15 protein-coding genes and 2 pseudogenes are annotated in these 14,056 nt (G+C 57.2%); 14 read left to right on the forward strand and 3 right to left on the reverse strand.

The annotated features are described in order from the left end of the window. Window positions 1–3 precede the first annotated feature (3 nt). From AC1RP7_RS14390 to ccmI, 4 genes are read left to right on the forward strand one after another with little or no spacing between them, the layout of a single operon-like run. Window positions 4–1,992 carry a heme lyase CcmF/NrfE family subunit gene (locus AC1RP7_RS14390; RefSeq protein ID WP_493182053.1) on the forward strand — a complete coding sequence of 663 codons (1,989 nt, stop codon included), beginning with the start codon at window positions 4–6 and terminating at the stop codon, window positions 1,990–1,992. Beyond that, window positions 1,989–2,525, forward strand: a complete 537-nt coding sequence (locus AC1RP7_RS14395; RefSeq protein WP_493182055.1) for a DsbE family thiol:disulfide interchange protein — start codon at window positions 1,989–1,991, stop codon at window positions 2,523–2,525. The genes AC1RP7_RS14390 and AC1RP7_RS14395 overlap by 4 nt, the downstream gene beginning before the upstream one ends. Beyond that, window positions 2,522–2,995: a cytochrome c-type biogenesis protein gene (locus AC1RP7_RS14400; RefSeq protein ID WP_493182056.1), complete on the forward strand. Its 474-nt coding sequence runs from the start codon at window positions 2,522–2,524 to the stop codon at window positions 2,993–2,995. The genes AC1RP7_RS14395 and AC1RP7_RS14400 overlap by 4 nt, the downstream gene beginning before the upstream one ends. Continuing rightward, complete coding sequence (gene ccmI, locus AC1RP7_RS14405) at window positions 2,988–4,190, forward strand: c-type cytochrome biogenesis protein CcmI (RefSeq protein ID WP_493182058.1); 1,203 nt, start codon at window positions 2,988–2,990, stop codon at window positions 4,188–4,190. Before AC1RP7_RS14400 ends, ccmI begins: the two co-directional genes overlap by 8 nt. A 239-nt stretch (window positions 4,191–4,429) precedes the next feature. Here ccmI and AC1RP7_RS14410 read toward each other — a convergent pair whose 3' ends face one another. Then, window positions 4,430–5,812: a purine-cytosine permease family protein gene (locus AC1RP7_RS14410; RefSeq protein ID WP_493182060.1), complete on the reverse strand. Its 1,383-nt coding sequence runs from the start codon at window positions 5,810–5,812 to the stop codon at window positions 4,430–4,432. A 396-nt stretch (window positions 5,813–6,208) separates the two neighbouring features. Between AC1RP7_RS14410 and AC1RP7_RS14415 the strand changes: the two genes are divergently transcribed. The 6 genes and pseudogenes from AC1RP7_RS14415 to AC1RP7_RS14440 all read left to right on the forward strand — a co-directional run bounded on the left by AC1RP7_RS14415 (window position 6,209) and on the right by AC1RP7_RS14440 (window position 11,911). After that, complete coding sequence (locus AC1RP7_RS14415) at window positions 6,209–6,643, forward strand: LexA family protein (protein WP_493182062.1); 435 nt, start codon at window positions 6,209–6,211, stop codon at window positions 6,641–6,643. Then, window positions 6,627–6,749, forward strand: a pseudogene (locus tag AC1RP7_RS14420) (Y-family DNA polymerase); the annotation flags it as partial. The gene AC1RP7_RS14415 and the pseudogene AC1RP7_RS14420, both read left to right, overlap by 17 nt. 118 nt (window positions 6,750–6,867) lie before the next feature. Then, a complete protein-coding gene (locus tag AC1RP7_RS14425) occupies window positions 6,868–8,025 on the forward strand; it encodes a tyrosine-type recombinase/integrase (protein ID WP_010794485.1) in 1,158 nt (385 codons plus the stop codon). Between the two features lie 10 nt (window positions 8,026–8,035). Continuing rightward, complete coding sequence (locus AC1RP7_RS14430; RefSeq protein ID WP_010794484.1) at window positions 8,036–9,652, forward strand: site-specific integrase; 1,617 nt, start codon at window positions 8,036–8,038, stop codon at window positions 9,650–9,652. After that, window positions 9,633–11,486 (forward strand): site-specific integrase, encoded by a 1,854-nt coding sequence (locus tag AC1RP7_RS14435; RefSeq protein WP_010794483.1) that lies wholly within the window; start codon window positions 9,633–9,635, stop codon window positions 11,484–11,486. Before AC1RP7_RS14430 ends, AC1RP7_RS14435 begins: the two co-directional genes overlap by 20 nt. A gap of 71 nt (window positions 11,487–11,557) precedes the next feature. Then, window positions 11,558–11,911, forward strand: a complete 354-nt coding sequence (locus AC1RP7_RS14440) for a hypothetical protein (RefSeq protein WP_008567186.1) — start codon at window positions 11,558–11,560, stop codon at window positions 11,909–11,911. Window positions 11,912–11,928: 17 nt separating this feature from the next. Here AC1RP7_RS14440 and AC1RP7_RS14445 read toward each other — a convergent pair. After that, window positions 11,929–12,116, reverse strand: a pseudogene (locus tag AC1RP7_RS14445) (DUF4113 domain-containing protein); the annotation flags it as partial. 33 nt (window positions 12,117–12,149) lie between these two features. Here AC1RP7_RS14445 and AC1RP7_RS14450 point away from each other — a divergent pair. Next, the gene (locus tag AC1RP7_RS14450; RefSeq protein ID WP_008567184.1) at window positions 12,150–12,332 is read left to right on the forward strand and encodes a hypothetical protein; all 183 of its coding nucleotides are present in this window, start codon (window positions 12,150–12,152) and stop codon (window positions 12,330–12,332) included. A 142-nt stretch (window positions 12,333–12,474) separates the two neighbouring features. Here AC1RP7_RS14450 and merR read toward each other — a convergent pair whose 3' ends face one another. Then, entirely contained in the window at window positions 12,475–12,885 is a 411-nt protein-coding gene (gene merR, locus AC1RP7_RS14455; RefSeq protein ID WP_008567182.1) for a mercury resistance transcriptional regulator MerR, read from the reverse strand. 71 nt (window positions 12,886–12,956) lie between these two features. Between merR and merT the strand changes: the two genes are divergently transcribed. From merT to merC, 3 genes are read left to right on the forward strand one after another with little or no spacing between them, the layout of a single operon-like run. Then, window positions 12,957–13,307, forward strand: a complete 351-nt coding sequence (gene merT, locus AC1RP7_RS14460; protein WP_008567181.1) for a mercuric ion transporter MerT — start codon at window positions 12,957–12,959, stop codon at window positions 13,305–13,307. 13 nt (window positions 13,308–13,320) lie between these two features. Further along, on the forward strand, window positions 13,321–13,596 hold the full coding sequence (gene merP / locus AC1RP7_RS14465) for a mercury resistance system periplasmic binding protein MerP (protein WP_008567180.1): 276 nt from the start codon (window positions 13,321–13,323) through the stop codon (window positions 13,594–13,596). Between the two features lie 12 nt (window positions 13,597–13,608). After that, on the forward strand, window positions 13,609–14,043 hold the full coding sequence (gene merC, locus AC1RP7_RS14470) for an organomercurial transporter MerC (protein WP_008567179.1): 435 nt from the start codon (window positions 13,609–13,611) through the stop codon (window positions 14,041–14,043). The last annotated feature ends 13 nt before the right edge of the window (window positions 14,044–14,056 follow it).

The raw sequence follows: 14,056 nt of genomic DNA on the forward strand, positions 1-14,056 counted from the left end.
TCCATGACTTCCGGCATCTTTATTCCCGAACTGGGTCATCTGGCGATGATCCTGGCCCTGTGCTTTGCCCTGGTTCAGGCCGTGGTGCCGTTGCTCGGTGCCTGGCGCGGTGACCGTTTGTGGATGAGCCTGGCCCAGCCGGCTGCGTGGGGGCAGTTCGCCTTTCTGCTGTTCGCCTTCGGTGTGCTGACTTATGCGTTCATGGTCGATGACTTCTCCGTGGCCTATGTGGCCAGCAACTCCAACAGTGCCTTGCCGTGGTACTACAAGTTCAGCGCCGTGTGGGGCGCCCACGAAGGTTCGCTGCTGCTCTGGGCACTGATCCTCGGTGGCTGGACTTTTGCGGTGTCGGTGTTTTCCCGGCAGTTGCCGCAGGTCATGCTGGCTCGCGTGCTGGCGGTGATGGGCATGATCAGCACCGGTTTCCTGCTGTTCCTGATTCTCACCTCCAACCCGTTCAAGCGTATCCTGCCGCAAATACCCAGCGATGGTGCTGACCTTAATCCGCTGCTGCAAGACATCGGCCTGATCGTGCATCCGCCGATGCTGTACATGGGCTACGTCGGCTTCTCGGTGGCCTTCGCCTTCGCCATCGCCGCGCTGATGGGCGGTCGTCTGGATGCCGCGTGGGCGCGCTGGTCGCGTCCGTGGACCATCGTCGCCTGGGCGTTCCTCGGCATCGGTATTACCTTGGGTTCGTGGTGGGCGTACTACGAACTCGGCTGGGGCGGCTGGTGGTTCTGGGACCCGGTGGAAAACGCTTCGTTCATGCCATGGCTGGTGGGTACCGCACTGATTCACTCGTTGGCGGTCACGGAAAAGCGTGGCGTGTTCAAGAGCTGGACCGTGTTGCTGGCCATCGCTGCGTTCTCGCTGAGCCTGTTGGGGACTTTCCTTGTGCGTTCCGGCGTGCTGACGTCGGTGCACGCCTTTGCCTCCGATCCGGAGCGCGGGGTGTTCATCCTGATTTTCCTGCTGTTCGTGGTCGGTGGTTCATTGACGCTGTTCGCCCTGCGCGCGCCGGTGGTCAAGAGCCAGGTGGGCTTCAACCTCTGGTCCCGGGAAACCCTGTTGCTGGGCAACAACCTGGTGCTGGTGGTGGCGGCGTCGATGATTCTGCTCGGCACCTTGTACCCGCTGATTCTCGATGCGACGACCGGCGCCAAGCTGTCGGTCGGCCCGCCGTACTTCAACGCGCTGTTCATTCCGTTGATGGCGTTGCTGATGGTGGTGATGGCGGTCGGCGTGATCGTGCGCTGGAAGGACACCCCGGTGAAATGGCTGGCGAGCATGCTGACCCCGGTGTTGCTGGGCAGCGCCGCCATGGCCGTGGTGGCTGGCGTCGCGTACGGCGATTTCAACTGGGCAGTGCTCGCCACCTTCCTGCTCGCCGCCTGGGTGCTGCTGGCCGGCGCGCGTGACATCTTCGACAAGACCCGACACAAGGGCCTGATCAAAGGCCTGCCAACCCTGACCCGCAGCTACTGGGGCATGCAGATCGCACACCTGGGCATCGCCGTGTGCGCCCTGGGCGTGGTGCTGTCGAGCCAGAACAGCGCCGAACGTGACCTGCGCCTGGCGCCGGGCGAGTCCATGGACCTGGCCGGTTATCACTTCATCTTCGAAGGTGCCAAACACTTCGAAGGCCCGAATTTCACTTCCGACAAGGGCACCATCCGGGTGATCCGCAACGGCAAGGAAGTCAGCGTGCTGCATCCGGAAAAACGCCTGTATACGGTGCAGAACTCGGTGATGACCGAAGCCGGCATCGACGCCGGGTTCACCCGCGACCTCTACGTCGCCCTCGGTGAGCCGCTGGGTAACGGTGCCTGGGCTGTGCGCGTGCACGTCAAGCCGTTCGTGCGCTGGATCTGGTTCGGTGGTTTGCTCACCGGTCTGGGCGGGTTGCTGGCGGCGCTGGATCGGCGTTATCGGGTCAAGGTAAAAAGCCGCGTGCGCGAAGCACTGGGCATGTCGGGAGCCACTGCATGAAGCGTTGGTTGATGTTGTTGCCACTGGCGATCTTTCTGGTGGTTGCCGTGTTTCTTTACCGCGGGTTGTACCTCGACCCGGCCGAGTTGCCCTCGGCGATGATCAACAAGCCGTTCCCGGAGTTTTCCCTGCCGGCGGTGCAGGGCGACAAGACCCTGGCCCGCGCCGACATCCTCGGCAAACCGGCGCTGGTCAACGTCTGGGGCACCTGGTGCATTTCCTGCCGGGTCGAACACCCGGTGTTGAACAAGCTGGCCCAACAGGGCGTGGTGATCTACGGCATCAACTACAAGGACACCAACGCCGATGCCTTGAAGTGGCTGACGGATTTTCATAACCCGTATGCACTGGATATCCGTGACGACCAAGGCTCGCTGGGCCTGAACCTCGGTGTCTACGGCGCGCCGGAAACCTTCTTCATCGACGCCAGGGGCATCATCCGTGACAAGTTCGTCGGTGTGATCGACGAGCAGGTCTGGCGCGAAAAACTGGCGACCAAGTACCAGGCGCTGGTCGACGAGGCCAAGCCATGAAGCGCTGGATCGCTGCCGCGGTTCTGGGCTTGAGCATGGCGGGCGTGGCCCACGCGGCCATCGACACCTACGAGTTCGCCAAGGAAGGCGATCGTGAGCGTTTTCGCGAGCTGACCAAAGAGCTGCGGTGCCCCAAGTGCCAGAATCAGGACATCGCCGATTCCAACGCACCGATTGCCGCTGACCTGCGCAAAGAGATTTTCCGCATGCTCGGCGAGGGCAAGGACAACCAGCAGATCATCGACTTCATGGTCGACCGCTACGGTGATTTCGTCCGTTACAAACCGGCCCTGAATGCCAAGACCGCCTTGCTCTGGTTCGGCCCCGCCGGCCTGTTGCTCGGCGGTGTGGTGATCATCGCGGTGATCGTCCGCCGTCGTCGCGTGCAACGTGCCGACACCCCGGACTCGCTTTCTGCCGAGGAGCGCTCGCGCCTCGACCACCTGTTGGATAAAACCAAGAATGATTGATTTCTGGCTCGCTGCAGGGCTGCTGCTTCTGGTGGCCCTGAGTTTTCTGTTGATCCCGGTGCTGCGCAGCCGTCGCGCCCAGCGTGAAGAGGATCGTACCGCCCTGAACGTGGCGCTGTATCAGGAACGCGTGGCTGAGTTGCAGGCTCAGCAGGAAGAGGGCGTGCTCGATGCCGCGCAGATGGACGCCGGTCGCGCCGAGGCCGCCCGTGAGTTGCTCGCCGATACCGAAGGCGTTGCCGCGCCGCGGGTATCGCGTCTGGGCAAGCCGGCGCCGTTGCTGGCGGCGATCCTGGTCCCGGTATTGGGCCTGGGCCTGTACCTGCATTACGGTGCCAGCGACAAGGTCGAACTGACCCGCGAATTCGCCCAGGCACCACAGTCGATGGAAGAGATGACCCGGCGCCTGGAGCGTGCGGTCGCGGCGCAGCCGGATGCCGCCGAGGCCTTGTATTTCCTCGGTCGCACCTACATGACTCAGGATCGTCCCGCCGACGCGGCGAAGATCTTCGAAAGGACTGTCAACCTGGCCGGGCGCCAGCCAGAACTGTTGGGTCAATGGGCCCAGGCCCAGTACTTCGCCGATGGCAAACAGTGGTCGGACAAGGTCCAGGCACTGACCGACGAAGCATTGAAAGCCGATCCCAAGGAGGTCACCAGCCTCGGTTTGCTGGGTATCGTAGCGTTCGAAGGTCAGCGTTATCAGGAGGCGATCGATTACTGGAACCGCCTGCTGGACCAATTGCCACCGGACGACCAATCCCGTATCGCCTTGCAGGGCGGCATCACCCGCGCCACCGAGAGGCTGGTGGCCAGCGGTGGCAAAGTGGCCCCGGCACCGGTGGCCAAGGCTGGCGCGTTACTCAAGGTTCAAGTGGATCTGGCGGCCGACCTCAAGACCAAGGTCCAACCCGGCGACAGCGTGTTCATTTTCGCCCGCGCCACGTCCGGCCCACCCGCGCCCCTGGCAGCCAAACGCCTGACCGTGGCCGACCTGCCGGCAACCGTTGAACTGGGCGATGCCGACGCGATGATGCCGCAGTTGAAACTGTCGAACTTTCCTGAAGTCCAACTGGTTGCGCGCATCTCCCGTGCTGGCAAACCAACGGCCGGTGAGTGGGTCGGTCGCAGCCAGCCGCTGGCCAGCAGCACCACCGCGCCGCAAACACTGACCATCGACAGCCCGGACAAATAACAGGAAAACGCAATCATGACCGCATTCGCTCGTATCACCCTGCTCAGCGTCGTTATGGGGTTATACGCATGTGCGGTCGTGGAGTCGGTGTAAAATGAACCGCGCCGATCCTCCTTTAGACTTCGTTAGCTGGATTGGACCTGCGAAAATAGGCGACCGAACCTGGCCGCCTTGTTTTGGACTGACGATCTCAATGCGTGGAGGCTTAGGCGAAGCGTCGACGACATATCTCGTTTCGCCTATTCGAGAGATCTTTGACCAAACATGCGCGAGCTTTTAACAACTGGTCGGCTGTTGACCGTACAGTACAGCCCCCCGGCCAACACCAACCCCATCGCCCAACTAATGTCGGCGCCTAGCCAGTTCGCTACAAAACCTGTGTAGAACGAGAGTTTCATGAAGGGAATCGTGCCGATTATCGAAACGGCATAGACCATAAGGGTTCGCCCGTTGAAGCGGGCGTAGCGGCCTTTAGGGTCGTACAGGTCACCTACTTCATAGTGACCGCGACACACCCAGTAATAATCAACCAGGTTGATCGCACTCCAGGGAATCAGCAAATACAACTGACCGATCAGAATGTCCGCAAAAAACGTGTCAAAACGGTACTGGGTGGCTATGGCGATCAGGGTCGCAGCAACGGTCAACATGGCCATCACCAACGCTTTTGCTGGAGCCGTGACGTATTTGAGCCCTCCAAAGGCTCCGAATATCGTGACCGAAGACATATAAGCGCTGTACAAGCAGAGTACGTTGTACTGGATGACACCAAGCGCGATCACGCCCAATACCAAAGGTGCCCACGGGCCAAACAATGTGGCAATGGCGGTTGCAGGGTCGTGTTCAAGCGCTGCAGGTATCGCTACTGCCAGTAAAGCGCCTAATGCCATCATGGCAAAAGAGCCCAGTGCGCAACCGCAATAGGTTGTCCAGAACGTGGCGCGGGTGCTCACGTTCGCGGGGAGGTAACGCGAGTAGTCTGCCACGTAGGGGCCGTAACCTAAAGTCCAGGAGGCAGCCTGCGCTATGACCAGGTTAAAGGCCGCCAACGTAAAGCCCGTACCTGAGACTGTTGTTGGTGCCGCGTCGCTGGGGTGCAGCAGGATTAAGGCCAAGGCGCTTGCAAACACCAGGGTAGATAACAGGCTCATCCACGCCCCCATACGGTGGATCAGCTCGTAGCCTATAAAACCAATGATGAAAGTCAGAACGCCAACCACCACAATGGCCTGGTCGTCGCTCATTGGCTCCAGCGCCTTTAAGGCATCGCGCATCAAGACGCCGCTGGCGGCAAGAAATAGCACCGCCGCCGTGACCATTACCAGCAAGGGGATCGCGGCTCCGTAAACACCGAACTGTGCCCGGCTCTGGATCATTTGTGGAACCCCCAAGTGAGGGCCCTGGGCGGAGTGCGCGGCCATGAACACGGTGCCGACCAGATTGCCAATCAGCAGGCCCAGCAATGTCCAGCCGAAGCTCAACCCCGAGGCGATACCCAGCGTACCAACCATCAAAGCGGTCACTTGGAAATTGGAACTGAACCAGATGGTGAACAACCGCCGTGGCGTTCCGTAACGTTCACTGTGAGGGACAAACTCGATACTACGCTTTTCCAGCTTCACGACCGCCTCCTGATTCATTTTCGTGATTATCAGATAGGCATCGATAGCTTTTCGGCCCAACTGCGAACGCCTTATAGCTAGTAGCGCCATACCCTCACGTAAATTGCAGGTGTTTTCACACAGCCTGGGTCGCGCTCTGCCGGTCATGGATAAGAAATGTGCTGGTCAAGTCCGATGCACATGGCTGGTCAGGTCGAATGCAAATGGGTGGTCAAGTAGTGCAATTAACCAACTGCCTATGGCCCATCGAAAGCGCTCAAAATTAATCCCTCCTAGCCAACCTCCAAACGTTCTCCCAGAAAACCCATCGATCGCAATTTTCCCAGGCCGAGATTGACCGCAAGCACGCTTCGACGTTAACTGTACGTATGTACAGTTGTGATTAAGGCAGTCATCATGAGCGTCACCATCCTCGGCACCTTGGCAGAAGGGGGAGTCCAGCTTCCCTTTTACTCCTTCAAAGTCCCTGCGGGCTTTCCATCACCGGCGGCTGATCACCTCGAACAGCACATCTCCATCGACGAATTGTTGGACATACGTGCGCCGCATATCTACCTGGTGCGCATCGAAGGCCACAGCATGGAAGGTGCAGGAATCTTCGACGGCGATATGGCTGTGGTTGATCGCTCGATCACCGCTGAACACGGACACATCGTGATTGCCGCAGTGAATTGCGAGCCGGTCTGCAAGCGGTTGTGCAAGCGTGGGCCCAACATCATTTTAATGTCTGAAAACCCTGGCTACCCACCGCGCTATATCCTCGAAGGCGATGAGCTAATCATCTGGGGTGTGGTGACGTTCAGTGTGCGCGCTCATGATCCAAAAGCCTGACCCCGTCTTTGCCCTCATCGACTGCAACAGCTTCTACGCGAGCTGTGAGCGAGTCTTCCGTCCTGACCTGGCCAAGACTCCCATCGTGGTGCTGTCGAACAACGATCTGAGGGATTGCTTCCGTTAGTAAATGAATTACAGTCCGCACCACCTTGATAGAAGCCTGAGAAATTACATTCCAGCCTCTGAAGGGGAGTCATCTGGATGGTGTTTAAGGCTGTGAAATGAGGCTGGTGTTCGCAACAAAAGACCTTGCTGTAGCGGGTCGATCATTCGAAGGTTTCCCTCTGTTGGTTGGCGCCGACGGTTGGCCAGTGGAGCCGGCGCAATCTTTCCTTTGGCACACGCTAGTCGAGTCAGGTGAGGCACTCAGTGCTCTGACGTGGGAGGCCTATGGACGCCGTCTGTTCGACTACTTCGCCTTCCTCGAGGCCAATGGTCTGGCCTGGAATGAGGAGAGTCAGGCAGATGGCCTGAGCGTCCTGTCGCGGTATAGAGACTGGTCGAGCGGTGAGTTGGAACTAGATCCCAGCACTCTGAACAAGCGACTGAACCTAATTGTGAGGTTCTACCAATGGGCCAAGCAGCGTGATCTGATCGCAGCGCTGCCCTTTGGCGAGCGAAGGGTCAGAGCGACTCCGCATTCCGGCTTCCTCAGTCACGTAGCTCGTCCTAACGCCGAGAGTACGAAGCCCTCAGTGATGGTGCGAGAGCGTAAGCGATTGACCAAATTCCTGACCAAAGATCAGGCTAAGGTTTGCCTCGCCCTCGATGCCGATCCAAGTCACCGGATCTTGTTCCATCTGATGGTTCGCACTGGTCTTCGCTCCTGCGAGGCGCGCACTTTCCCTTTCAAGTACGTCTTTAATCCTCGGCTGAAGAAGGGCCTCCGCCCTGGGCAAATGATCAGCGTGGCTCTCGAGCCATCGGACATGCATCTCAAGTACGGCCGCCCTCGAACAATTGACGTGCCTTGGTCGCTGATGGAGGAAATGTGGTCGTACACGCTTCATGAGCGCGAAGTACGGAAAGCGGCCGGCAACGGGCGCGCCACGGCCTTGGTGCTGACAAGGGAGGGGCGGCAGTACACGAAAGACTCCATCGTCGACGTGATGAAGGCGTATGAGCGCAAGTGCGGATTTTATGTTAGGGCCCACATGCTTCGTCATACCTATGGGACTTATACCCTTCTTGCCCTGAGGAAAAGCCGAGACTTTAAAGGAGAGCCATTGCTCTATGTCCGAGACAGGATGGGACACTCCGACGTTCAAACAACGATGGTGTACCTGCATCTCATTAATCAGCTAGAGGCTCAGTCTGTCCTTGCTCATGAAGACGAGATAGACATGATGTTTATGGCCGTCTCTACTCCAAGCATCTGAGGTACTACTGTTGGCCCGAAAGAAAAACTATAAAGCTGAAATGCAATCGGTCACTAAAGGATTCGAGACCGTAGAGAATGAGCTTAGAATCGATCTTCCGAAAAATCCCCGGAATGTAACTAAGATTGATCACTCTCAGTACATTGGGTTTGGCTTTGACGCATGGGCTATTCAGAGTATTCATGTAATCAGAGCACTGGTCAATGGAGGGAATTTCTCCCTGGCCACTCTTGTAGGGTACTCCAGCAATGGCCTTCGATATTTCATGGCCTTCCTGAAAAGCGGAACGATTGATTCTCCGCCGTCAACCCCGAACAGCCTGACCAAGCGGCATCTTGAGCGATATGTTTCGTGGCTTAAGCTCAAGTATCCAAACGGGTCAACTGCGAAGAACTATTACACGTCGCTGAAGTCATTGATCATCAGCCTAATTGAATACGGATTCGTTGAGGCGGATAAAGATGATCTACTTCCAGCCGTTCCTTTCCCCCATACCGCGAAATCGACCAATGACGCGAAGCCGCTCAGTCTCTCGGAAATGCAGGGGCTCATCACTGCGCTAAAGTCAGATTTAGTAGCCATTCATAAGGGCTTATTCTCTGGAAATGACGCCGAAGCAATGACGGTCTTATTGCTGATTACTGCGGCCAGATCTGGAATTAACACTACGCCGCTTCTGGAAATGTCTAGAGATGCACTCCAGCCGCATCCATTCATCCCCAATCTTCGGCTCTTGAACACCGTAAAAAGACGCGGCAAGGGTGCTCAGAGCAAAACCATTCGACAAACTGAACTGCATGACGGATATAACCCAATTCCTTTAGATGGGGTGGCTGTTGTAAATAAGGCTTTGGCAATTTCTGAGCCACTGGTTGGGTTTGCGCCTGAAAAGCTTAAGTCGCATGTTTGGCTTTACCGCGCCGGACAGAATGGGCATGGTCATAGGGTAGTCGCGCTGGCTTCCAGTACGCTATTTCAATCAACAAAGAGTATCTGTGCGCGGCATGCTTTGAAGGACGATCAGGGCCAACCGCTGATCGTTAATCTCAGTCGTCTTCGAAAGACTATGGAAAGTAGGCTTTGGAAGCTCAGCGGCGGCGACCTACTGGAGGTGTCCGCTGTGATGGGCCATTCCCCTAGCGTTGCTGATAACCACTATTTGAAGATAAATGACGAGATCAAGGTTGAGGGTGCCACCTTCGTAGGGGAAGCATTCACCGATCAGCTGCGTGGCATCAACGTCACACCGACACCCCCAGGAGGTTGCAAAGATAGCCTCTATGGAAGCCTGGCACCCAAAGATGGCGTTACCCATTGTTCCGAGTTCATTCATTGCTTGACATGTCCTAGTTACGCAATTGTAGGGACTCTCGGAGACTTGTATCGACTGTTCAGCTATCAGCAGTTTTTGCACGCTGAGATGGAGTATTTTTTAACGGATGAGTGGGCGGCATGGCGGAAACGCCAGGGCGATTTCATCAGGCTTATTGACGAGTTTACGTCTCGAAAATTCAAGATTGAACTGATCGAAGCGGCTAAAGCCAAAGCGAAAGCGTCCCCTCATCCGTTCTGGGGATGCAAGATTGAGTTTATGAGGAAAGTTCGAGGTGACGCTCTTGTCGGCTAATCGGAACTCTAGGGCCGCCCTTAAGGCCTATGATGTGCTATTCGCGCAACCTGTAACTGCCTCGGGCCTCAGCAAGGCTGAGCGTGATGCGATAGTTATTAGTGCCATTGTTAATGATCGTGGCGAAACTCTTGTATTAAGCCGCTTTGGCGATGCTCGCTGGGATCTTCGACCTTTCTTTGATCAATCTAACGTAAACGAGGGGCACAAGTACGTCAGTTGGGATTTTAATCTCCCACCTGAGATGATTGATGACTGCAAAGCAGTTGCGTATGCATGGTTCAAGAGAGGGCTTCCAGGGTCAAAGCCACCTGTCGCACGGGGTATTACAACTCTCGTCAGTGCCAGTGTCATTCCATTTATTCGTTGGCTTAGCGATTTAGAGCTTGAACGATTTTCCGATGTTCGGCCCATACACATTAGTAATTATATTCACCATTGCAAGTCAGAGTCGTTAAGACCAATGCCTCTTTATTCCAGGCTGCGGATAATTGACTTTTTATGGATATTCTCTGCCGAAACCCTTTCCCCTCTTCAGTGTTTTCCGTGGGGGGACTCGTCCCTGTGGCGAGTCAGCGGAATTGGAGAAGCAAGGGGTACTTCGGCTGCCAATAAGAATACGGGTAGAACGGATATAATTCCGCCAGATGATCAGGCGAAGATCTTCAACTATTGCGAGCAGATCGTTCATAAGACGAAAGAAGATCTGAAAGCCACCGGAATTGACACTTTCACTCGCCGCAGCCCCAAAATGATTCGTTGCCGCGATGCTGTTTTGTACATTGCATCCATTACCAGTGGCATGCGTAACGAAGAGGTCATCGGGATTGAAGTCGGTGCGTGGCGAAAAGAGGTAGTGGATGGCGTTACTTACTGCTGGGTAACCACGACCGAGCATAAAACGGGAAAGGGACGAGTCGACTATCTTGTCCCTGAGCTTACGCTGGATGCGTTGAATCTCTTCGCCATGTGCTCAACCCCCATGAGAAGGGAGCTCGAGGCGGAGTTGAGTGACCTTGAACTGTCATGCAATTCAGTTGACTCCGCTGATCTTTTGCTTCGATTGGAGAAAGCCAGAAAGGACTCGAAGAGACTGTTCCTCTGCTTGAATGGGTACGGCAACAAAGCCGAACGTGTTGGACACATCGAAGTGCTCAGCGCCGCAGGTTCCAATGAAGCCTTCAAGCGCGTCGCAAAAGCGGCTGGAAGTGATTGGCCATTGCGGACTCACCAGTGCCGTCGCACCTATGCCCGGTGCTTCGTTGAGTCTCGCATGGGGCGTACCTCGCTCGTCTTCCTCAAGTGGCAGTTCAAACACAGCAGTATGAGCATGACTCAGCTCTATGCCTCCAACCCCCTACAGGATCTCACCCTGTTCGATGAAATCCTCCAACAGATGACGGAATTCAAGATCGATCTCATCGAGTCGTGGTTGGATGATCAGCCACTTGCTGGAGGGGCGGGTGAGAGGATCATGGAGCTACGTGCCATTCCGATCAAAGATCGGAGTGCCTTGCTGGCCCAGACAGCCCCCCATGCAAACATTCGAGCGACTGGTCATGGCTGGTGCATCGCGACAGAACGGGGCTGTGGTGGGGCTGGTTTGTATGAGGCAACCCGTTGTCCTGGCTGCAAACACTCTGTGATTGACGAGACCTTTGCCACCACGTGGCAGGGGATCTACTCGCATCAGCTGGAGCTGATGGAAATCGACGATGCCGGGCCGGCTGTAAGGCAACGGGCAAAACGTGATATGCAGGTCGCATTCGACGTAATCAGCAGCCTTGGCCTGTCTCCTTTGGACGCTCGCGACAGTGACCCAACGCGAACTTGAAGGTGCCGACTTTGACCAATAAGCCAACTGCGCAACGATCCTCCGGACGCTCCAGACAGAAGACCTCGGAGATGCTCGATAAGGTCATCGACGGCATCCTTTCAACAAACGGAAAGCTGTCCATTTCTGGCGTAGCGAAAGCGGCAGGGGTCACTCCAGGTCTCATCCACAACACCTACCCAGCCGTGGCTGAACGCATTCGTGGTCTGATGGGGAAATCAGTCCGAGCACAGCGCGATTCGAAGCACCAAGCATTGTTGAAGGAGAGGGAGCTGAACAGAGCATTGCGCGCGGAGAACGCACAGCTAAGCCAGGATCTGGCTCGACTGGCCTCAGTGAATCAGACCCTGATTCTCGAACTAGCTCAACTGAAGGGCGTAGCCACTGGTAAGGTGGTTCTTCTGAGCAGTAAGCCGGCTTCCTAGCAGCGCTGGGGTGTGCCTCACCTCACTGTCCAGAGCTGATCTAACCGTGTGGTATAGCTTGGGCCGAGCATTTCCCGACACATCCCCAGTCAGGAGTCACCGGCACCCCGCCCAGGCGGAGCGTGCCTCGACCCCACTTGGAATTGATCCGATCCATCACCTGCATGACCTTCTCAGAGGCGACGGGCTGTACGGCGGCGATCACGATGTCACGAGAGCGACCGAGCAGATTGTCTCCATGCGCGACAAGGCTGACGCAATCCTAGTGGCGGAAACCGTCAAGAAGATTGAACAACTGGGCGCCACGGCGGCAGGCCGTGGCGAAGCGAAGCGCAGCCCGGCTGTCCGCCTGCAAGGTAGATATGTGCTACTCGACCAGATGCAACGTGGGCCCGCCCCACTGATGCACAAGGGCAAATAGCAGTACCAACCTAGGGCCTTTGCAAGTGCTCCTTTGCCCAGTCAGCGGCGCTCAATGAGCGCCGCTCTTTCCACCTTCAGACCGACAAACAGAGAGCCCTGACAAACGGGAAATCGTGGGCTAACGCGCGAAGTGCGGGCGGTCACTTGCTCGCTTGCAGCGAAACGATCAGCGGACAGCTCACTGTCCCTTGGCTCGCGCAACAGTCATCAACCAGCTGCGCCAAGACCGACTCGATCCGCTGAAGATCCGCGAGTTTCTCACGCACATCCTCAAGCTTCTGCTCGGCGAGCACACGCGCTTCGTCGCAGTGCGCGCCGTCGTCCAGTCGCAACAGTCCGGCCACTTCATCAAGGCTAAAGCCCAGCCGTTGCGCGGACTTCACGAATCTCACCCGTGCGACATCCGCCTCGCCATAGCGGCGAATGCTGCCGTAGGGCTTGTCCGGTTCGGGTAACAGCCCCTTGCGTTGATAGAACCGAATGGTTTCCACGTTAACCCCGGCTGCCTTGGCAAAGGCGCCGATGGTCAGGCTTTCCACCGCGTTGTGCATGCCGCTTGACCCCGTACCTAACTACGGAAATAACCTTAACCCATCGATCAACCACTCGGAAGGATGAACGTATGTCTGAATCGCGAAATGGGCGCGGTGCACTCCTCACTGGAGGTCTGGCGGCAATCCTCGCGTCCACGTGCTGCCTGGGGCCGCTGGTGCTGATCGCCTTGGGCTTCAGCGGTGCCTGGATCGGCAGCCTCACCGTTCTGGAACCTTACCGCCCGTTCTTCATTGGCGCGGCACTGGTTGCGCTGTTCTTCGCTTACCGGCGCATTTTCCGCCCGGCTCAAGTCTGCATACCCGGTGAGGTCTGCGCTGATCCCCAGGTAAGCACCATCTACAAGCTCGTTTTTTGGGTCGTGACGGCCTTGGTGCTGGTCGCGCTCGCTTTCCCCTACATCCTCCCCTTGTTCTACTAATCAGGAGTTGGTCATGAAAAAGCTGCTTGCCGCTCTCGCCCTCATTGCCGTGGTTTCCCCAGTGTGGGCCGCCTCCCAAATCATCACCCTGTCGGTGCCGGGCATGACCTGCGCCGCTTGCCCAATCACGGTGAAGAAAGCGCTGACCAAGGTCGAGGGCGTGACCAAGGCCGAGGTGAGTTATGAGAAGCGCGAAGCCATCGTCACCTTCGACGATGCCAAGACCAGTGCGCAGGCGCTGACCAAGGCGACAGAGGACGCCGGCTACCCGTCCAGCGTCAAGCAATAGGCGGGCATTCCGATGGCAAATTCTTTCAATCTGTTCACACGGATCGGTGACAAAGCCGGTTCCGTCGGCGTGCTGGTTTCCGCCATAGGTTGCGCCTCGTGCTTTCCCGCCCTTGCCAGCCTGGGCGCCACGATCGGACTGGGCTTTTTGAGCCAATGGGAAGGCCTGTTCATCACCACGCTGTTGCCGTTGTTTGCCGGCGTGGCTCTGCTCGTCAATGCCCTCGGCTGGTTCAGTCACCGGCAGTGGCGACGCGCTGCGCCTGGCCTGATCGGCCCGGCCCTGGTGCTGGTAGCGGTGTTTTTGATGCTGGCTCACGGCTGGCGGAGCGGCTGGCTGCTCTATATCGGCCTGGCCGTCATGTTTGGGGTGTCCATCTGGGACTTCGTGTCGCCCGCGCACCGCCGTTGCTCCCCGGCGTCCTGTCCGACGCCGCCAAACCAGTGAACCTGACAAGAGA

The organism is Pseudomonas sp. GW822-FHT01E03, assembly GCF_058802985.1.

Coding starts and splice junctions, on each gene's coding strand:
- merT (WP_008567181.1), top strand. CDS start 12,957: ATGTCTGAATCGCGAAATGGGCGCGGTGCACTCCTCACTGGAGGTCTG.
- AC1RP7_RS14415 (WP_493182062.1), top strand. CDS start 6,209: ATGAGCGTCACCATCCTCGGCACCTTGGCAGAAGGGGGAGTCCAGCTT.
- ccmI (WP_493182058.1), top strand. CDS start 2,988: ATGATTGATTTCTGGCTCGCTGCAGGGCTGCTGCTTCTGGTGGCCCTG.
- merR (WP_008567182.1), bottom strand. CDS start 12,885: ATGCACAACGCGGTGGAAAGCCTGACCATCGGCGCCTTTGCCAAGGCA.
- AC1RP7_RS14400 (WP_493182056.1), top strand. CDS start 2,522: ATGAAGCGCTGGATCGCTGCCGCGGTTCTGGGCTTGAGCATGGCGGGC.
- AC1RP7_RS14425 (WP_010794485.1), top strand. CDS start 6,868: ATGAGGCTGGTGTTCGCAACAAAAGACCTTGCTGTAGCGGGTCGATCA.
- merC (WP_008567179.1), top strand. CDS start 13,609: ATGGCAAATTCTTTCAATCTGTTCACACGGATCGGTGACAAAGCCGGT.
- AC1RP7_RS14440 (WP_008567186.1), top strand. CDS start 11,558: ATGCTCGATAAGGTCATCGACGGCATCCTTTCAACAAACGGAAAGCTG.
- merP (WP_008567180.1), top strand. CDS start 13,321: ATGAAAAAGCTGCTTGCCGCTCTCGCCCTCATTGCCGTGGTTTCCCCA.
- AC1RP7_RS14450 (WP_008567184.1), top strand. CDS start 12,150: ATGCGCGACAAGGCTGACGCAATCCTAGTGGCGGAAACCGTCAAGAAG.
- AC1RP7_RS14395 (WP_493182055.1), top strand. CDS start 1,989: ATGAAGCGTTGGTTGATGTTGTTGCCACTGGCGATCTTTCTGGTGGTT.
- AC1RP7_RS14390 (WP_493182053.1), top strand. CDS start 4: ATGACTTCCGGCATCTTTATTCCCGAACTGGGTCATCTGGCGATGATC.